Origin of the sequence: Frondihabitans sp. PhB161, assembly GCF_003814635.1 — a bacterium.
Lineage (GTDB): Bacteria > Actinomycetota > Actinomycetes > Actinomycetales > Microbacteriaceae > Frondihabitans.
In genome coordinates, this window is sequence record NZ_RKQW01000003.1 from 1 (window position 1) to 18,354 (window position 18,354).

The 18,354-nt window shown below is 68.8% G+C and carries 17 protein-coding genes and 1 pseudogene; 17 read left to right on the top strand and 1 reads right to left on the bottom strand.

Annotated features, from left to right (window positions below; genetic code table 11):
* Window positions 1-841: 841 nt before the first annotated feature.
* From EDF39_RS12045 to EDF39_RS12120, 17 genes and pseudogenes are all read left to right on the top strand, one after another.
* Window positions 842-1,648, top strand: a complete 807-nt coding sequence (locus EDF39_RS12045; protein ID WP_123943493.1) for a hypothetical protein — start codon at window positions 842-844, stop codon at window positions 1,646-1,648.
* Complete coding sequence (locus EDF39_RS12050; protein WP_123943495.1) at window positions 1,599-2,642, top strand: HAD-IIA family hydrolase; 1,044 nt, start codon at window positions 1,599-1,601, stop codon at window positions 2,640-2,642. The genes EDF39_RS12045 and EDF39_RS12050 overlap by 50 nt, the downstream gene beginning before the upstream one ends.
* 65 nt (window positions 2,643-2,707) lie before the next feature.
* Window positions 2,708-2,860: a hypothetical protein gene (locus EDF39_RS17625; RefSeq protein WP_194606605.1), complete on the top strand. Its 153-nt coding sequence runs from the start codon at window positions 2,708-2,710 to the stop codon at window positions 2,858-2,860.
* Window positions 2,860-3,696 carry a TlyA family RNA methyltransferase gene (locus tag EDF39_RS12055; RefSeq protein WP_123943497.1) on the top strand — a complete coding sequence of 279 codons (837 nt, stop codon included), beginning with the start codon at window positions 2,860-2,862 and terminating at the stop codon, window positions 3,694-3,696. Before EDF39_RS17625 ends, EDF39_RS12055 begins: the two co-directional genes overlap by 1 nt.
* 4 nt (window positions 3,697-3,700) lie before the next feature.
* Window positions 3,701-4,612 carry an NAD kinase gene (locus EDF39_RS12060; protein WP_055957251.1) on the top strand — a complete coding sequence of 304 codons (912 nt, stop codon included), beginning with the start codon at window positions 3,701-3,703 and terminating at the stop codon, window positions 4,610-4,612.
* On the top strand, window positions 4,613-6,340 hold the full coding sequence (recN, locus tag EDF39_RS12065) for a DNA repair protein RecN (RefSeq protein ID WP_123943499.1): 1,728 nt from the start codon (window positions 4,613-4,615) through the stop codon (window positions 6,338-6,340). It abuts the gene before it with no gap.
* Window positions 6,341-6,388: 48 nt separating this feature from the next.
* Window positions 6,389-8,107 (top strand): CTP synthase, encoded by a 1,719-nt coding sequence (locus EDF39_RS12070; protein ID WP_304999871.1) that lies wholly within the window; start codon window positions 6,389-6,391, stop codon window positions 8,105-8,107.
* A 4-nt stretch (window positions 8,108-8,111) separates the two neighbouring features.
* Window positions 8,112-8,699: an NUDIX hydrolase gene (locus tag EDF39_RS12075; protein WP_233573186.1), complete on the top strand. Its 588-nt coding sequence runs from the start codon at window positions 8,112-8,114 to the stop codon at window positions 8,697-8,699.
* 181 nt (window positions 8,700-8,880) lie between these two features.
* Window positions 8,881-9,867, top strand: a complete 987-nt coding sequence (xerD, locus tag EDF39_RS12080; RefSeq protein ID WP_123943501.1) for a site-specific tyrosine recombinase XerD — start codon at window positions 8,881-8,883, stop codon at window positions 9,865-9,867.
* Between the two features lie 199 nt (window positions 9,868-10,066).
* Entirely contained in the window at window positions 10,067-10,900 is an 834-nt protein-coding gene (locus tag EDF39_RS12085; protein ID WP_055961731.1) for a ParA family protein, read from the top strand.
* The gene (locus tag EDF39_RS12090; RefSeq protein ID WP_055957257.1) at window positions 10,884-11,732 is read left to right on the top strand and encodes a ScpA family protein; all 849 of its coding nucleotides are present in this window, start codon (window positions 10,884-10,886) and stop codon (window positions 11,730-11,732) included. The genes EDF39_RS12085 and EDF39_RS12090 overlap by 17 nt, the downstream gene beginning before the upstream one ends.
* A complete protein-coding gene (scpB, locus tag EDF39_RS12095) occupies window positions 11,722-12,381 on the top strand; it encodes an SMC-Scp complex subunit ScpB (protein ID WP_123943503.1) in 660 nt (219 codons plus the stop codon). The genes EDF39_RS12090 and scpB overlap by 11 nt, the downstream gene beginning before the upstream one ends.
* Window positions 12,371-13,148: pseudogene (locus EDF39_RS12100) on the top strand (pseudouridine synthase); the annotation flags it as partial. The gene scpB and the pseudogene EDF39_RS12100, both read left to right, overlap by 11 nt.
* A gap of 409 nt (window positions 13,149-13,557) precedes the next feature.
* On the top strand, window positions 13,558-14,673 hold the full coding sequence (locus EDF39_RS12105; RefSeq protein ID WP_123943507.1) for a prephenate dehydrogenase: 1,116 nt from the start codon (window positions 13,558-13,560) through the stop codon (window positions 14,671-14,673).
* Window positions 14,670-15,440 carry a (d)CMP kinase gene (gene cmk / locus EDF39_RS12110; protein ID WP_123943509.1) on the top strand — a complete coding sequence of 257 codons (771 nt, stop codon included), beginning with the start codon at window positions 14,670-14,672 and terminating at the stop codon, window positions 15,438-15,440. Before EDF39_RS12105 ends, cmk begins: the two co-directional genes overlap by 4 nt.
* A gap of 94 nt (window positions 15,441-15,534) precedes the next feature.
* Window positions 15,535-17,004 carry a ribosome biogenesis GTPase Der gene (gene der / locus EDF39_RS12115; protein WP_370275193.1) on the top strand — a complete coding sequence of 490 codons (1,470 nt, stop codon included), beginning with the start codon at window positions 15,535-15,537 and terminating at the stop codon, window positions 17,002-17,004.
* Window positions 17,005-17,142: 138 nt separating this feature from the next.
* Complete coding sequence (locus EDF39_RS12120; protein WP_123943512.1) at window positions 17,143-17,694, top strand: hypothetical protein; 552 nt, start codon at window positions 17,143-17,145, stop codon at window positions 17,692-17,694.
* Between the two features lie 180 nt (window positions 17,695-17,874).
* Here EDF39_RS12120 and EDF39_RS12125 read toward each other — a convergent pair whose 3' ends face one another.
* Entirely contained in the window at window positions 17,875-18,324 is a 450-nt protein-coding gene (locus EDF39_RS12125) for a helix-turn-helix domain-containing protein (protein ID WP_123943514.1), read from the bottom strand.
* Between the last annotated feature and the right edge of the window lie 30 nt (window positions 18,325-18,354).

The window sequence follows — 18,354 nt, forward strand, 5'->3', positions numbered from 1 at the left end:
AAGACTCTCAGCGCCGATGGTACTGCAAGGGGGACCTTGTGGGAGAGTAGGACACCGCCGGACTCAACTTCAGCAACACCTTGAAAGCCACCCCATGACGGGGTGGCTTTCTTGCGTTTAACCCACCAATTAGGTCACCCCGATGCAGCTCTCCGCGGGCTGTTAGGCTGGGATCACAACACCACAGCAGGCCCTTCGGTCGACGCGCGCCTACGCCACGTCGCCGGAAGAACGAGTCAGGCGCCATTGAGCCGACTCGTCAGAGACTTTTACCCCCGAGGAGAACCCCGTGAGCGAGCGCGACGACGACAACGAGAAGCGTCCGCGACGCGACGACCGCGGATCGGGATCTGGTTCAGGGTCTGGACGGGGTAGCGGTAACGGTGGAGGAGCTAGAGGCCCCGCCGGTGCTGGTTCAGGACGCCCGGGAAGCGATCGCCAATGGAGTCCCCGGCCGCCACGTGGTGGTTCGGATCGACCGTATCGCGGAGCGCCGGACCGCCCATCGTCGGGGCGCCCCTCAGCGGAGCGGTCTGATGCTCGTCGGCCTCCTCGCGGCGATGGTCCCACGGGAGGTTCGCGGCCTCCGTTCCGCAGCGACGACCGGCCCCAGCGCTCGGGAGAGCGGCCCGAGCGAAGCGGTGGGCGCCCCAGTACGGGTGGCCGACCGACGTCAGGCCGTCCCACGACCGGCGGACGGCCCACGGGTGGGCGCCCGACCGGCGGTCGTCCGGGATCCTCGCGTCCGAACGATCGTGACGACCGCGGAAGCCGCTCCGGCCGCGACTCGCGTGACGGTGGTGGCGAGTGGGAAGACCGCGATCCGCTGGGCCTCCGCTCGGTGCGCCCCCGCCAGTTCGAGCCGCACCTGCCCGATGAGGTGGAGCCGCGCCAGCTCGACAAGGTGGCTCGAGCCGAGCTGAAGACCCTCAGTAAGGAAAACGCCGACTTCGTGGCGCGCCACCTCGTGATGGCCGGCCAGCTGATCGAGGAAGACCCGCAGCTCGCGCACCAGCACGCGCAGGCGGCTGGTCGCCGAGCCGGACGCGTTGCAGTAGTCCGGGAGACGATCGCCATCACGGCATACGCGCTCGAGGATTACGCGCTGACTCTTCGTGAGCTTCGTACGTACCGTCGCATCTCGGGCCGGAACGACCAGCTCCCGCTAATGGTCGACAGCGAGCGGGGCCTCGAACGACCCGACAGGGCTCTCGAGCTCGGCCACTCCGTCGATGTGGAGACGCTCGATGTGGGCGTGCGCGTATCGCTTGCCATCGCCATGTCGGGGGCGCGCCTCGATCTCGACCAGAAAGACGCCGCTCTACGCGAACTCGAGATCCCGCAGCTCGATCGTCGTCGTGCGTTCAGCTACAGCCCCGACCTGTTCGACGCCTACGGAACCGTGCTCGAGGAGCTCGGTCGTGAGGCGGAGGCCGCCGAGTGGTACGCCCTGTCACGCCGAGCCAGCGGTGCTCTCTCCGCATCTGATTCTGAGGAAGACCATGAAACTGTCGAGATCGTGGAAGAAGAAATCGAAGGATTCGACGGAGACGACGTCGCAGCCGACGACGAACTCGCAGGATCCGCGGACGGCGCCGATGGAGCCGATAACGGAGCCGACGCAGCAGGCGACGAACCCCGCGACTGAGCCGCGCTTTCCCCTCGCCGGAGTGGACGTCGTGTTGGCGGACCTCGACGGCGTCGTCTACACCGGCCGGAACGCCATCGACCACGCGGTCGACAGTCTCAACCGGGCGGCCGAGTCGGCTCGCGTCGGCTACATCACGAACAACGCGTCGCGGACCGCCGAAGCGGTGGCGGGCCAGCTCTCGGGCTTCGGGCTGTCGGTGGCTGCTGACGACGTGGTGACGAGCCCGCAGGCCGCCGTCCGTCTTCTGGCGACCGTCGTGGATCCTGGTGCGCTGATTCTCGTCGTCGGGGGAGAAGGGCTGACCAGCGTGGTCGAGGCCGCGGGGTATCGAGTCACGCGATCGGCGGACGACGGACCCGACGGTGTCATCCAGGGTTTCTCGCCCGAGGTGGGCTGGAAAGACCTCGCGGAGGCGGCGTTCGCTCTCGCCGCCGACATCCCGTGGGTAGCGACGAACCAGGATTGGACGATTCCGCAGGAGCGAGGCATCGCGCCCGGCAACGGAACGCTGGTCTCGGCAGTGCACACCGCCGTCGGAAAGCTGCCGCTCGTCGCGGGCAAGCCGGAGAAGGCGATCTTCGACGCTGCTCTGGAGCGCTTCTCGGCCTCGAAGCCGCTGTTCATCGGCGACCGCCTCGACACCGACATCATCGGCGCCAACAAGGCGGGCATCCCGTCGGTCTTGGTTTTGACCGGGATCGATAAGGCGAAGCAGGTGCTGGCCGCCCCGACCGACTCTCGGCCCGATTTCATCCTCGGCGATCTGAGGGAACTCCACGAGGAGTACCCGGCGACGATCGAGACGAAGGATCCGACGGGCGCGCGGGTGTTCGAGGTCCGCTCCGCTCGGGTGAAGTTGCACGGAAACGTGGTCACCGTGCTCGACGAGGGGTCGTCGCCGGTCGATCTGCTTCGCGCCGGTTCGGCCGCGGTGTGGGCCAGCGGCCTCATGATCTACGGGATGGTCGTCGACCCCAAGCTGTACGAGTAGCGCCTCGGCGAGCCCTGGGGAGGACGCCCCCGGGTGTCAGGGGCAGACGTTAGTGTGGACGGACCATGAGCGATAGCAGGCAATCCGTCGATGAGCTGATCTCGCGACTGACGGTCATCGACCAGCAGCCGCTCGATCAGCGCGCCGGTGCCTTCTCGCAGATCCACGACGAGCTCCGGGCCACCCTCGAAGACGGTCGCGGCCAGGGCGACCGGTGATGGCGTCGTCGTCACCCGACGAAGCCGGCTCGGCGAGCGAGGTATCGCGACTCGACGTGGCCCTGACATCGCGGGGTCTGGCTCGGTCGCGAACGCATGCGCATCGGATCCTTGCCGAGGGTCTCGTGACAGTCGACGGCCGCGCGGTGCTGAAGGCGTCGTTCCCGACCAAGGGCGACGCGACCATCGAGGTCGCGGGTATCGACCACTACGTGAGCCGGGCTGCGCACAAGCTCATCGGGGCCCTCGACGCCTTCGGTGTCGATCCCGCGGGTCGGCACGCCCTCGACGTGGGTGCCTCGACGGGTGGATTCACCCAGGTGCTGCTCGAGCGGGGCGCCGCGTCGGTGATCGCCCTCGACGTGGGGCACGGCCAGCTGGTGACAGCGATCCGGAGCGATCCGCGGGTCTCGGTCGTCGAGGGCAGCAACGCGCGCTATCTCGAGGCCGAGGTGCTCCGTGCGGCATCCGGCAACGCCGACCTCATCTCCATCGTGGTCGGCGACCTCTCGTTTATCTCTCTCACGATGGTGCTGCCAGCGCTCGTGCGGTCGGTAGGGCTCGAGGCCGACTACGTCCTGCTGATCAAACCGCAGTTCGAGGTGGGGCGGCAGGGAATCCGCGAGGGTATCGTCCACGACGCGGGCCTGCGGTCCGACGCCGTTCAGGCGGTTCTCTGGGCTGCTCACGATGTGGGTCTCGGCACCGCCGGCGTCGTGCCGTCGCCCATCGTCGGAACGAACGGCAACCACGAGTACTGCGTGCACCTGAGTGCCCGAGCCGGCACGAATCCGACAGAATGGGTCGGTCGGATCGACGAGATGACGAAAGGGTGATCCCATGGAGAGCCAACAGCGGCACATCCTGATCGTCTCGCACACGGGGCGGCGCGACTCGATCGACGCAGCCCTCGACGTCTGCCGAGCCCTCGACGCAGCGGGGCTCGTGCCCGTCTTGCCCCGAGACGAGTTCGACGACATCCGGGCGGCCGAGCCCGCGTTCACGGGCGTGCACCTGCTGGGTGACGACGTGCTCGTCGACGACATCGAATCGGTCATCGTCCTCGGCGGCGACGGGACCATCTTGCGAGCCGCCGAGCTGGTGCGCGGCACCCGGGCGCCGATCGTCGGAGTGAACCTCGGCCACGTCGGCTTCCTCGCCGAGAGCGAGCGCGAAGACCTGCACGACACCGTGCAGCGCGTGGTCGCCCACGACTACGAGGTCGAAGAGCGATTCGCGCTCGAGATCGCCGTGATGGTCGACGGGAAGCAGGTCTACGAGACCTGGGCCCTGAACGAGGCCACGGTCGAGAAGGCCTCGCGCGAACGCATGCTCGAGGTCGTCATCGAGGTCGACGGGCGCCCGCTCTCGTCGTTCGGCTGCGACGGCGTGGTCATGTCGACTCCAACCGGCTCGACGGCCTACAACTTCTCGGCAGGCGGGCCCGTCGTGTGGCCGGAGGTCGAGGCGATGATCCTCGTTCCGCTCAGCGCCCACGCACTGTTCGCGCGACCACTCGTCGTCGGGCCCCAGTCCACCTTCGCCGTGGAGGTGCTGAGCCGGACCGACGGCTCCGGCGTGCTCTGGTGCGACGGCCGCCGCGCACACACCCTCGAGCCCGGAGCCCGAGTCGTTGCACGCCGATCGGCCCAGCCCGTCCGTCTGGCTCGCCTGCGGACGGCGCCGTTCACCGACCGCCTCGTCGCGAAGTTCCACCTGCCGGTCACCGGCTGGAGAGGCCCGCACACCTAAGTGATCGAAGACATCAGCATCCGCGACCTCGGGGTCATCGGGCGAGCCACCCTGCCCCTCGGGCCCGGTTTCACCGCCGTCACCGGCGAGACCGGTGCGGGCAAGACCATGGTCGTCTCAGCGCTGGGGCTTCTGCTCGGGCAGCGTGCCGATGGCGGTGCCGTGCGGTCCGGCAGCGCCCAGGCGGTTGTCGACGGGCGCTGGTCGGTACCCGACGGTGGTCCGGCGGCCGAGCGCGTGCGCGATGCCGGAGGAGACGTCGACGACGGCGAGCTCTTCCTCAGCCGCATCGTCTCGAGCGAGGGACGAAGTCGTGCGGTCGTCGGCGGTCGATCGGCGCCGGTCGGCGTGCTGGGCGACCTGGCGGAGCACCTCGTGGTGGTGCATGGGCAGTCCGAGCAGATCCGTCTGAAGTCGGCGGCGGCGCAGCGCTCGGCAGTCGACGCCCACGGCGGAAAAAAGCTCGCCGTCGTGAGAGCGAGCTACGCCGAGGCCTTCGAGAGCTGGCAGAAGGCGGCACGCGAGCTCGACACGATCACCGGTGATCGAGACGCTCGATCCGCCGAGGCCGACACCCTCCGCGCCGCGATCGACGAGATCGAACGGGTTGGCCCCACAGCCGGCGAAGACGCCGAGCTCGACGCCACCGCCGAGCGCCTGAGCAACGCCGAAGACCTCCGACTCGCAGCCGGCCTCGCGCACGAGATCCTGTCGACCGACGCGGTCGACGGCACCCGTGACGTCCTGTCGCTGGTCGAAGAGGCGCGCCGCCAGGTCGAGCGGGTGGCGCAGCACGACGCCGAGCTCCAATCGATCGCCGATCTGCTCGCGGAGGTGAGCGTGCAGGTGTCCGACACGTCCGCGCGGTTGTCGAGCTATCTCGGATCCTTGGATGCCGATGTCTCGCGCGAACTCGAGACCGTGCAGGAGCGCCGTGCCGACCTCGGCGCCCTCGTGCGCAAATACGGGCCCACGCTCGACGACGTGATCCAGCTCGTCGCCGACGGATCGGAGCGCCTCGTCGAACTCGACGGTGACGACGATCGAGTGGTCGGTTTGGCCGCGGAGGTCGAGGCGCATCGGGCCGCAGCCGAGGAGCTCGCAGGTCGGCTGACGGCGCTCCGCCGCGAATCCGGCGACGATCTCGCGGCGCGAGTGAGCGACGAGCTCGCGGCGCTGGCCATGGCCGGGGCTCAGCTGGTCGTCTCCGTGAGCGACCGAGGAGAGCTCGGTGCATCCGGTGCCGACATCGTCGAGATTCTCCTGCGCCCGCACTCCGGCAGCGAACCGCGGCCCCTCGGCAAGGGTGCGTCGGGCGGCGAGCTCTCGCGCGTGATGCTGGCCATCGAGGTCGTCATGGCTGCGTCGAGCGCCGTGCCGACGTTCGTGTTCGACGAGGTCGACGCCGGCGTGGGCGGCGCGGCCGCCATCGAGATCGGCAGGCGCCTGGCGATGCTGGCGGATCGCGCCCAGGTGATCGTCGTGACGCACCTGGCGCAGGTGGCGGCCTTCGCGACGAACCACCTCCGAGTCGTGAAAGACGCCTCGGGTGAGGTGACCGCCTCCAGCGTGCAGCAGCTCGAAGGCCAGGAGCGTGTCGCCGAGATGGCCCGGCTGCTCTCGGGGCTGCCCGACAGCGAGAGCGGACTCGAGCACGCGCGCGAGCTGCTCGATCTCGCCACCGCCCGTCCGACACGCGCGGGAGTGCGCACCGATACACGGTCGTAACGACCGGAGGCTGTTCGGTGAACCACGAGTGACGTAGGATGGAAGCCCGTGGTGGTCAATCAAAACTCCGGCTCGGTCAACTCGTCAAACGACACGAAGGTCACGAAGCACATCTTCGTCACCGGGGGCGTCGTCTCCTCTCTCGGCAAAGGCCTCACGGCCGCAAGCCTCGGCAATCTGTTGACTGCTCGCGGGCTCCGCGTCGTCATGCAGAAGCTCGACCCGTATCTCAACGTCGACCCGGGAACGATGAACCCGTTCCAGCACGGCGAGGTCTTCGTCACCGATGACGGCGCCGAGACCGACCTCGACATCGGGCACTACGAGCGGTTCCTCGACATCAACCTCAACCAGGGCGCGAACGTCACGACCGGTCAGATCTACTCGACCGTCATCGCGCAGGAGCGCCGGGGCGAGTACCTCGGCGACACCGTGCAGGTCATCCCTCACATCACCGACGAGATCAAGCGTCGCATGCGCCTGCAGGCCTCCGATGAGCCGCAGCCCGACGTCATCATCACCGAGGTCGGCGGCACGGTCGGCGACATCGAGAGCCAGCCGTTCCTCGAGTCGGCCCGTCAGGTGCGTCACGAGCTCGGCCGCAAGAACGTCTTCTTCGTGCACGTGTCGCTGGTCCCGTTCATGGGAGCCTCTGGCGAGCAGAAGACCAAGCCGACGCAGCACTCCGTCGCCGCCCTCCGCGCCATCGGCATCCAGCCCGACGCGCTCGTGCTCCGCAGCGACCGACCGGTCACCGAGTCGAACCGCCGCAAGATCGCGCTGATGTGCGACGTCGACGAAGACGCGGTGGTCAACGCCAAAGACGTGGCCAGCATCTACGAAATTCCGGCCATGCTCAACGAGCAGGGCCTCGACGGCTACATCATCGAGCACCTCGGCCTCGACGAGAAAGCCGGCGCGGTCGACTGGACCGGCTGGAACCCGATTCTCTCGGCTGTCAAAGACCCCAAGCACGAGGTCACGATCGGCCTGGTCGGCAAATACATCGACCTTCCCGACGCCTACCTCTCGGTCACCGAGGCCCTCAAGGCCGGCGGCTTCGCGCACCAGACCAAGGTCGTGCTGCGCTGGATCCCCTCCGACGAGTGCGAGACCATCGAGGGCGCCGCGAAGGCGCTCGCCGACGTCGACGGCATCTGCGTTCCCGGCGGTTTCGGCATCCGCGGCATCGAGGGCAAGCTCGGAGCGCTCCGGTTCGCCCGCGAGAACGGCGTCCCGACCCTCGGGCTCTGCCTCGGCCTGCAGTGCATGGTCATCGAATACGCCCGCAACGAGGCCGGCCTCGCCGGGGCGTCGTCCTCGGAGTTCGACCCCGACACCGAGTACCCGGTGATCGCCACGATGGCCGAGCAGGTCGACATCATCGCGGGAGGAGACCTCGGCGGAACCATGCGCCTCGGCCTGTACCCGGCAGCGCTGACCGCCGGATCCTTGGCTTCTGAGGTGTACGGCTCGGAGCTCGTCGAAGAGCGCCACCGCCACCGCTACGAGGTCAACAACCACTACCGCGAGCAGATCGCCGACGCCGGTCTGGTCTTCTCGGGCACGTCGCCCGACGGCCAGCTCGTCGAGTACGTCGAGCTCGACCGCGCCGAGCACCCGTACTACATCGGCACCCAGGCGCACCCCGAGTTGCGCTCGCGCCCGAATCACGCGCACCCGCTGTTTTCTGGTCTCGTCGAGGCGGCACTCGACCGTCAGAACGCGACGCGGCTGTTCGAGGTCGCCGAGGCCGAGGGTGCCTGAGGGCGTGCCGTCGACCGGGTCTGATCTGCCGGCCGTGCTCGCCGACGACCCGACCGAGGTGGCCGTCACCCGGTCGGAGGTGGTGTTCGAGGGCGCGGTCTGGAACATCCGGCGCGAGACGTTCGAGTACGGCGGGTCGGCAATCGTCCGCGAGTACGTTGCGCACACCGGCGCGGTCGTCGTGCTTGCCCAGGACGACGAGGGGCGGGTGCTGCTGATCAAGCAGTACCGTCACCCGATCCGCTCGCGCGACTGGGAGCTGCCGGCCGGCCTTCTCGACATCCCCGGCGAAGATCCTCTCGTGGCAGCCCAGCGTGAACTCGCCGAAGAGACCGATGTCACGGCCTCCGCGTGGGAACACCTCATCACCTTCAACACGACGCCCGGTGGCAGCGACGAACAGCTGATCGTCTTTCACGCGACCGGTGTCTCGGCAACGGATGCGGCGTTCGAGCGCGAGGCCGAAGAGGCCGACATCGAGGTGCGCTGGGTGCCGCTCGACGAGATCGTCGACGCTGTGCTGAGCGGAACGGTGCATAACTCGATCCTGTGCGTGTCGGCTCTCGCGCTGCAGGCCAAGCTCGCGCGGTAGTGGGTGGATTGGTAGCCGGGAGCTGAGGCACCCCGGGATGGCCAGACAACCCCCGGATGCCGCGGTGATTCTGGCCAAGCGGGGGTGCGCCGGCGTCTGCGCGCCTGCGCGTGAGCGGCAGCGCGTGCGCGTCAGCGCGTGAGCGGCAGCGCGTGCGCTCCGGCGCGCCTAGCCTGGGGGCATGACCTCGAAGCTCGACGACGCCGTGCAGCGCTACCTGCGGCACGTCACGGTCGAGCGCGGTCTCTCGCCGCACACGGTGGCTGCGTATCGGCGCGATCTCGCGCTGTACGCGACATTCCTCGAGGAGGCGGGCATCCAGGATCCTGCCCTCGTCGATTCGGTGCTCGTCGCGGGCTTTCCGGCCGCGCTCGCCACCCGCGAGGTGCCGCTCGCCGCATCGTCGGTGGCGCGCGCACTGTCGAGTGTGAAGGGGCTGCACCGGTTCATCGCCGAGGAGGGCCTGGTCGCCGACGACGTGACCACGAAGGCGCGACCACCGAAGCTGCCGTCGCGGCTGCCGAAGGCGATCACCGTGGCGCAGGTCGAGGCGTTGCTCGCAGCGACCGACGGCGACGAGCCGACACGGCTCCGTGACAAGGCTCTGCTCGAGTTGCTCTACGCGACCGGCGCGCGCGTGACCGAGGCGGTGTCGCTCAACGTCGACGATGTGATCGAGGGCGACGTGGTGCGGCTGTTCGGCAAGGGCGGCAAACAGCGGATCGTGCCGCTCGGCAGCTACGCCCGGCGGGCCCTCGATGCCTACCTGGTGCGGGCGAGGCCGATTTTCTCGGTGCGGGGGACTGCGACGCCCGCTCTGTTTCTCGGAACACGCGGGGCACGGGTGTCTCGGCAGAACGCCTGGTTGATCATCCAAGCGGCGGCGTCCCGGGCGCAGCTCGGATTCGAGGTGTCGCCGCACACGCTCCGGCACTCGTTCGCGACGCACCTGCTCGAGGGCGGGGCGGACGTGCGCGTGGTGCAGGAGCTGCTCGGGCACGCGTCGGTGGCGACGACGCAGATCTACACGCTCGTGACCGCGGATGCGCTGCGCGACGCCTACGGGCAGGCGCACCCGCGAGCACGGTGGGCGCCGGGGGAGAAAGAGGCCCGGGCTGCCCTGAGTCGTCGGGCCGGTGTCGCCTCAGCAGGAGCCGCTGCGGGGTAGTCCTGTGTTGAGGAGCGGAAAGCAGGTCGACTCCCCGTCAGACGGGCATCTCGTGCCCGAACTCCCTCGGGGTTAGACGGGCGTCCTTTAGACAGGGCGAGGCAACCCGGGCTGGGCGGGACGCGCCGGTAGGATTATCCCCGTGAGTACGACGCCGAAATCGACCGAGGCCCCTTCCGCGGAGAGCCCGGCCGTCGAGATGGGGCCGACCGGCCGACCCCGCACGGCCTTTCCGGTGCCGGCCGAGCTTCAGAGCCACGGCCCCGCCCGCATCATCTCGCTCTGCAACCAGAAGGGTGGCGTCGGCAAGACGACGACGACCATCAACCTCGGTGCCTCGCTCGCCGAGTACGGCCGCAAGGTGCTCGCCGTCGACTTCGACCCGCAGGGTGCCTTGAGCGCGGGCCTCGGCGTGCAGACCCACGACGTGCCCACGGTGTACGACCTGCTGATTGGCACGGTCAAGGATCCCCACGAGGTCATCCAGGGCACCAATGTGCCGGGGCTCGACGTCATCCCGGCCAACATCGACCTCTCCGCCGCCGAGGTGCACCTCGTCAACGAGGTGGCTCGCGAGCAGATCCTTGCCCGAGTGCTGCGGAAGGTCCGCGACGATTACGACGTGATCCTCGTCGACTGCCAGCCGTCGCTCGGCATCCTGACGGTGAATGCGCTCACCGCGGCCCACGGGGTGCTGATCCCGCTCGAGTGCGAGTTCTTCGCCCTGCGCGGTGTCGCCCTGCTCGTCGAGACCATCGACAAGGTGCGCGACCGGCTGAACGAAGACATCGAGCTCGACGGCATCCTGCCGACCATGTACGACTCGCGCACGTTGCACAGCCGCGAGGTGCTCGAGCGGGTCGTCGACGCATTCGGCGATCGGGTACTCGAGACGGTCATCACCCGGACGGTGAAGTTCCCCGACGCCTCCGTGGCCGCAAGCCCGATCAATCAGTTCGCGCCGTCGCATCCGGCTGCCGAGGCGTATCGCCAGCTGGCCAGAGAGCTCATCGCCCGTGGCGCCGCAGCCTAGCGACTCCACTCTCGATGCCGGCGTCGCCTCCGACGTCGAGCCATCGACCGACCAGGCGTTCACGCTGCGTCTCGACAACTTCTCCGGCCCCTTCGACCTTCTCCTCTCGCTGATCACCAAACGCGAGATGGACATCACCGAGATCGCGTTGAGCGAGGTGACCGACGAGTTCCTGTCGTACCTCCGCGGGCTCGACTCCGACGAGGAGCTCGACAAGGCCAGCGAGTTCCTGGTGGTCGCCGCTACCCTCCTCGACCTTAAGGTCGCCGGACTCCTTCCGCAGGGGGAGCTCGTCGACGCCGAAGACGTCGCGCTGCTCGAAGCGCGCGATCTGCTTTTCGCACGCCTCCTGCAGTACCGCGCGTTCAAGCAAGCGGCCGAGTGGTTCGCGACTCGCGGTGAGGCCGAGGGCGATCGACATGCCCGGAGCGTCCGTCTCGAACAGAAGTACCGCGTGTCGACGCCCGAACTCGTCTGGACCCTGTCGGTCGACGACTTCGCGGCCATCGCGGCGATGGCGTTGACGCCGAAAGAGGCCCCCACCGTCGGGCTCGACCACCTGCACGCGCCTCTGGTGAGCATTCGCGAGCAGGCCGCCATCGTCGTGTCGATGCTCCGGCGCGGTGCCGTGCTGAGCTTCCGCGAGTTGATCGACGGGGTCGACGTGAAGGGGGTTGTCGTGGCGCGGTTCCTCGCGATCCTCGAGTTGTACCGCCACGCGTCGCTGAGCTTCGAACAGCTCGAACCCCTCGGCGAGCTCACCATCCGCTGGACCGCCGAGCACTGGACCGAAGAGAACCTCGCCAACCTGGGGGCCGACTATGACGGATGATGCAGCGCCTAACGACGCAGCGCTCTCTGACGCAGCGCAGACCGACGCCGCGTTCGCTGACGACCAGGCCCTTCCGACGCCGGGCGTGCCGATCGCTCGCACGCTCGAAGCGATCCTCATGGTCGCCGACGAGCCCCAGAGCCTCGTCTCGCTGGCCACAGCCATCGGGGCGCCTGTCGCGGCCGTCCGCCAGGCGATCGATTCGCTCGTGGCCGACTTCGACGGGGTCGACCAGGGCGACGGCGCACCGACGACCCGCCGCGGCTTCGAGCTGCGCGAGGTCGGCGGCGGCTGGCGGTTCTACGTCCGCGAAGAGTTCGACCCGATCGTCCGCGACTTCGTGCTGACGCAGAACCCGACCCGGCTCTCGCAGGCCGCACTCGAGACGCTCGCGGTGATCGCCTACAAGCAGCCGATCACCCGAGGCGCCATCGCTCAGATCCGTGCGGTCAACGTCGACAGCGTCGTCCGTACGCTGCTCGGACGCGGACTCATCACCGAATCGTTCACCGACGCCGAGACCGGCGCCATCAACTACGAGACGACCGAGTTGCTGCTGACGCACCTCGGCGTCAACTCCCTCGACGAGCTGCCGCTGATCTCACCGCTGCTCGCCGATGGGCAGGAAGGTTTCGACAATGGCCGATAACGACACCACTCCAGGATCCGAGGCGGCGCCGCAGGGCGAGCGCCTCCAGAAGGTCATGGCGGCGGCGGGTATTGCCAGCCGACGTGTCTCCGAAGACTTGATCGCCGCCGGCCGCGTCACGGTGAACGGCGAGGTCGTCACCTCCGCCGGGCGTCGAGTCGACCCCGCGGTCGACAAGGTCGTCGTCGACGGTCAGGCCGTGCAGCTCGACCCCACCCGGCGCTACCTGATGCTGAACAAGCCGGTCGGCGTCGTGTCGAGCCTGCGCGACGAGCGCGGGCGCCCCGACCTCACCGAGTTCACGCGCCACTACCCCGAGCGGCTCTTCAACGTCGGCCGACTCGATGCCGAGACGAGCGGTCTGCTGATCCTGACGAACGACGGCGAGCTGGCGCACATTCTCGCGCACCCGTCGTTCGGGGTGACCAAGACGTACATCGCCAAGGTCGAGGGATCGATCACACCGACCACGGCGAAAAAGCTCGTCGCGGGCATCGACCTCGACGACGGGCCCATCACAGCCGACTCGGCGCGGGTCGTCGACCGGGGCACCGGGCAGGCGGGTGGCACGAGCATCGTCGAGATCACCCTGCACTCCGGCCGCAACCGCATCGTTCGGCGCATGCTCGACGCGGTCGGGCACCCGGTCGTCGACCTCGTGCGTCGCCAGTTCGGCCCGCTGCACCTCGGTTCGCTGCGCGTCGGCGAGGTGCGCGACCTGACTCGTGACGAGCTCGGCGACATCCTGACGATCGCGCGCGACGCCGGGGTCGGAGCAGCCGAGCCGTCGGCGGTCGCGGCAGCCGCCGTGCAGGAGAGCATGGACGACAGCGGGGTCGAACTCGTGGCGGATGTCGACGACGACGTCGCGGAGTCGGAGAAGGAGTACTACGACGAAGACGACGAGGAGTACGAGCCCGATCTCGACGCGCGCGAGGAGAGCCGCCGCGGCCGGACGAGCGCGCAGGGGGGCAACGGTCAGAACGGCAGCGGGCAGGGTGGTGCCGGCGGTGGCGCCGGGCAGGCCGACCGCCGCGAGCCCAAGAAGCAGTACGACAGCGATGGCAACCGCCGGGTGGCCGTCAACGGCGACGTGACCGGGGGTCGCGCTCCGGCGCCGAGCCGACGATCGCAGGTGCGCCGTCAGCAGGAGGAGCGCCGACGAGGTAGCGGCCGGTGAGCTCGACGCACGAGGGAGCTCACGAGCCGAAGCGGCTCGTCGGCCCGGTCCGCATCGTCGGCTCCGGCCTTCTCGGCGCGAGCATCGGCCTCGGCCTCCGGCAGCAGGGCGTCGAGGTCATCCTCGACGACGCCTCGCCGTCGGCCCGCCGCCTGGCGATCGACTACGGCGCAGGCCGTGCGCCTGCGGACGGAGACGAGCCGACCCTGATCGTCGTCTGCGTTCCCCCGGATGTCACAGCCGACATCGTCGTGCGAGAGCTCGCCGACTACCCGAACGCCCTCGTGACCGACGTCGCGAGCGTCAAGGTCGAGCCGCTCCGCGAGCTGGAGCGTCGTGGCGCCGACGTCTCGCGCTACATCGGCTCGCACCCCATGGCCGGGCGTGAACGCGGCGGTCCCATCTCGGCGCGCGCCGACCTCTTCGTCGGACGCCCCTGGGTGATCGCCGGCCACGACGCCATCAGCTACCGCGCCGCGGCCGCTCTCGAAGACCTCGTGCTCGACCTCGGGGCCACCCCGATCGAGATGACGCCGGAAGAGCACGATCGCGGGGTGGCCGTGGTCTCGCACGCGCCCCAGGTGGTTGCCTCGCTCATGGCGGCACGGCTCGGAGATGCCCCGGACGCCTCGCTCGGCCTGGCGGGGCAGGGGGTCAGGGACGTCACACGGATCGCCGCCAGCGACGCCGGCCTGTGGGTGCAGATCCTCGGGGCGAATGCCGGCCACGTCGAAACCGTGCTCCGGGCGCTGCGGGACGATCTCGACGGCGTGATCTCCGCCCTCTCGGCCCCGTCGGATCCTGGGTCGCTGCGCGCGATCGCCGAGACCATCGGCCGCGGCAACACGGGTGTCGCCCGCCTGCCCGGTAAGCACGGTCAGAGCACCGTCTTCACGCGGGTGGTCGTCATGGTCGACGACACCCCGGGCCAGCTCGGGCGACTGTTCACCGAGATGGGCGAAGCCGGCATCAACCTCGAAGACCTCCGTCTCGAGCACTCGCCCGGCGCACAGTTCGGCCTCGCCGAAGTGAGCGTCGTGCCCGAACACGAAGAACGACTGATCGACGAACTCGTCCGGCGCGGCTGGACCATTGCAGGAGCACAGGCATGACGAACCCCGACCTTCCCGAGACCTCCGAAGAGCTGCACGACTTCAAGGCGGACCTCCTTTCGCGGTATCGCTCGAGCAGCCTCTACCGACCCGTCGTCGTAGCCGTCGACGGCCCCGCGGGCAGTGGCAAGTCGAGCGTGAGCCGGGCGACGGCGGTGGCCCTCGGCTTCGACTACCAAGACACCGGTGCGGCCTACCGGGCGTTCGCCCTGCATGCGGTGCGGTCGGGTGCCGACCTGTCTGACGCTGCGGCCGTCGTCGCGGTCATTTCGACGTTCGACTACGAGATCGGCACCGATCCGGGTGACTACTTCGTCCGGATCTCAGGATCCGACGTGACCGACGAGATCCGGACGCCCCAGGTCACGCAGTCGGTCGCCTCCGTCTCGAAGCTCCCCGAGGTGCGGAGTCACCTGGTCGAGGTGTTCCGCGGCATCATCGCCGGCACCGAGAAGCCCGGCATCGTGACCGAGGGGCGTGACATCACGACGGTCGTCGCGCCGGATGCGCAGGTGCGGATCCTGCTCACGGCCACCGAAGAGGCTAGAATGGCCAGGCGTTCCGCAGAGATCACGGGGCAGAGTGCCGAAGAAACTGCCCGGCAGCTGTCGAAGAGAGATCAGCAGGACAGCAAGGTGGTCGACTTCATGACAGCCGCAGAAGGCGTCACAACCCTCGATTCCACTCATCTCGACTTCGATCAGACCGTCTCGGCCATGGTCGAGCTCGTCCGTTCCACTGCCACGGCGCCCGCGCCCCAGGCATGACCGGAGAGCACCCACGTAGCTAGGAGCCACCATGGCGAACGACAAAGACAGCGCCTCTTCGGGCGACCGCGATTTTCCTGAGTTCGACGACTCGATGGCCGATCGCCTCGCGACCCTCGACGACGTCGACGCGGAGCAGCGCGCATCTGCCCTGCGTCAGGGGCTGACCGACTACGAGCTCGACGACGAAGACCTCGATGTGCTCGAAGCGGGCGAGTGGGATCCCAACGCGATCACCTACGCTCCCGCCCTGCCGGTGCTCGCGATCGTCGGTCGACCCAACGTCGGCAAGTCTCAGCTCGTCAACCGCATCATCGGCCGCCGCGAGGCCGTCGTCGAAGACAAGCCGGGTGTCACCCGCGACCGCGTCTCGTACAAGGCCGAGTGGGCCGGGCGCCGCTACACGATCGTCGACACCGGCGGGTGGGAGCCCGACGCCCTCGGCATCGACGCCTCCGTCGCCATGCAGGCCGAGATCGCCGTCGACCTGGCTGACGCCGTCCTCTTCGTCGTCGACGTCAACGTCGGTGCCACGTCGACCGACGAGCACGTCGTCCGCATGCTGCGCGCCACCCACAAGCCCGTGATCCTCGTGGCCAACAAGACCGACGACGACCGCAAGGCGATCCAGGCCTCCGAGCTCTGGAGCCTCGGCCTCGGTGAGCCGTTCCCCGTCTCGGCGCTGCACGGCCGCGGCGTCGCCGACCTCCTCGACAAGGCGATGGCCACGCTGCCCGCCGTGTCGAAGGTCGCCAAAGAGGAGATCGGCGGGCCCCGCCGCGTCGCCATCCTCGGCCGCCCGAACGTCGGCAAGTCGTCGCTGCTCAACCGCGCCGCGGGTGAAGAGCGAGTCGTCGTCAACGAGATGGCCGGCACGACCCGCGACCCGGTCGACGAGCAGGTCTCGATCGGCGGTCGCATCTGGACTTTCGTCGACACCGCCGGAATCCGCAAGCGCGTCCACCTGCAGCAGGGTGCCGACTTCTACGCGTCGCTCCGCACCTCGGCCGCGCTCGAAAAGGCCGAGGTCGCCGTCGTCGTGCTCGACGTCACCGAGCCCATCTCGACTCAAGACCTCCGCATCATCGACCTCGTTCTCGAGTCCGGCCGAGCACTCGTGCTGGCCTTCAACAAATGGGACCTCCTCGACGATGACCGCCGCCGCTACCTCGAGCGCGAGATCGACCAAGACCTCGATCACGTCTCGTGGGCCCCGCGCGTCAACATCTCGGCCAAGACCGGCCGCCACCTCGAGAAGCTCGTGCCCGCGCTCGAGCTCGCTCTCGAGTCGTGGGACACCCGCGTGCCCACCGGCAAGTTCAACGCTCTGCTCGCCGAACTCACGCAGGAGCACCCGCACCCCGTCCGCGGAGGCAAACAGCCCCGGATCCTGTTCGGCACCCAGGCGGCCAACCGCCCGCCCACGTTCGTGCTGTTCACGACCGGGTTCCTCGACCCGCAGTACCGCCGGTTCATCACGCGTCGTCTGCGCGAGATCTTCGGGTTCGAGGGCACGCCGATCACGGTGAACATGCGAGTGCGCGAGAAGCGCAAGCGCTCCTGATCTCTGGAATGGCGGTCGGCGTCGTTCACCGGGAGTGGCAAGCGCCTTCGGCGATGCAGAGCCGACGCCTGCCACGTTCTGAAGGGCCGCTGACGCGGCCAGGGGCGGGGAGGGCTCGTCGTCTGGGATGATAGGCGTATGGCCACCGCATCGACGCCGCCGCCCGGCACGCTGGGCGCACTCGTCGATCGGCTGTTCGCCACCTTTCGCGTCGATCGTCTCGCCGGGGGGCGGCAGCACGCCTACGTCGTGCGCGAAGACATGCGTCGGCACCCGCGCACGGTGCGGTCGTTCAAGGCGATCCGCTGGCTTCTCGTCGGCGAGACGGTGGTCGGCCTCGCGGCGGTCGTGATCGCGACTGTGCTCGCGTCGCACGGTGTGCACGTGCCGTGGGCTGTCTGGTTCCGGTCGACGGTGGTGCTGCTGATCACGCTCTCGCTGTACGTGTTCGCGTGGCGGGCCCAGCTCGGCTATTACTGGGCGTTTGCGCGGCTGCGGCTGTTCTCGCGGATCTTTCCGCTGGTGACGGTGGTGGTGGCGAGCTTTCCGGGGCTGTACCCGACGTGGATGGTGATCGAGCAGCTCGTGTTCTCGGGGCTGATGGTCGCGATCGCGGTCGTGCTGTCGAACCCGCACCTGCGGACGGTGTTCCCGGCTCCTATGCGGCGAGGCTCGCGGAGAACCGTTTAGTCGCGATTCGCAGGTTTAGACGCGCCATACCGCGACTACACGTGCGAAACGCGACTAGGTGATGGGCCTCTGCGGCGTCGCACCTCAGGCACGCCTTGCTAACCGAATCACGCATCGCTCGCCGAATAAACGGTTCGCGACGCGTGAAACGGCTAGCGAGACCGGGCGCGCGCGGCGGGGCTAGGCCGAGGGGCGGACGAGAGTCACCCGCGACGCCGGGACGGACGCACCGCCGGCCGTGGCGAACGTCAGGTGCACCGGGTCGCCAGTGTGGGAGTCGAGGTAGCGGATCCTTGTGCCGGAGTCGACGGGGAGGTGATCGGCGCCCCACCGCCCCAGAGCCGCGAGGACCGGCGCCAGCTCGCGGCCGGCGTCGGTGAGGACGTACTCGTCGCGCTCACGCTCGCCGGGGTCGCGATACGTCTGGCGGACGAGCACGCCGCAGTCGACCAGGGTGGCCAGCCGCGCGGTGAGGATGTCGGGGGAGACGCCGAGGGAGGCGCGGAACTCAGAGAAGCGGGAGCGGCCGAGGAACGCGTCGCGCACGATCATGAGGGCCCAGCGCTCGCCGAGGACGTCGAGACTGCGGGCGATCCCGCAGGTGGGATCAGGGCACGCGCGTGGTGACATGCCACCCACCCTACCTCGGTTGGGTTTTCG

Coding starts and splice junctions, on each gene's coding strand:
- EDF39_RS12050 (WP_123943495.1), top strand. CDS start 1,599: ATGGAGCCGATAACGGAGCCGACGCAGCAGGCGACGAACCCCGCGACT.
- EDF39_RS17625 (WP_194606605.1), top strand. CDS start 2,708: ATGAGCGATAGCAGGCAATCCGTCGATGAGCTGATCTCGCGACTGACG.
- EDF39_RS12055 (WP_123943497.1), top strand. CDS start 2,860: ATGGCGTCGTCGTCACCCGACGAAGCCGGCTCGGCGAGCGAGGTATCG.
- EDF39_RS12060 (WP_055957251.1), top strand. CDS start 3,701: ATGGAGAGCCAACAGCGGCACATCCTGATCGTCTCGCACACGGGGCGG.
- xerD (WP_123943501.1), top strand. CDS start 8,881: ATGACCTCGAAGCTCGACGACGCCGTGCAGCGCTACCTGCGGCACGTC.
- EDF39_RS12085 (WP_055961731.1), top strand. CDS start 10,067: ATGGGGCCGACCGGCCGACCCCGCACGGCCTTTCCGGTGCCGGCCGAG.
- scpB (WP_123943503.1), top strand. CDS start 11,722: ATGACGGATGATGCAGCGCCTAACGACGCAGCGCTCTCTGACGCAGCG.
- cmk (WP_123943509.1), top strand. CDS start 14,670: ATGACGAACCCCGACCTTCCCGAGACCTCCGAAGAGCTGCACGACTTC.
- der (WP_370275193.1), top strand. CDS start 15,535: ATGGCCGATCGCCTCGCGACCCTCGACGACGTCGACGCGGAGCAGCGC.
- EDF39_RS12120 (WP_123943512.1), top strand. CDS start 17,143: ATGGCCACCGCATCGACGCCGCCGCCCGGCACGCTGGGCGCACTCGTC.
- EDF39_RS12125 (WP_123943514.1), bottom strand. CDS start 18,324: ATGTCACCACGCGCGTGCCCTGATCCCACCTGCGGGATCGCCCGCAGT.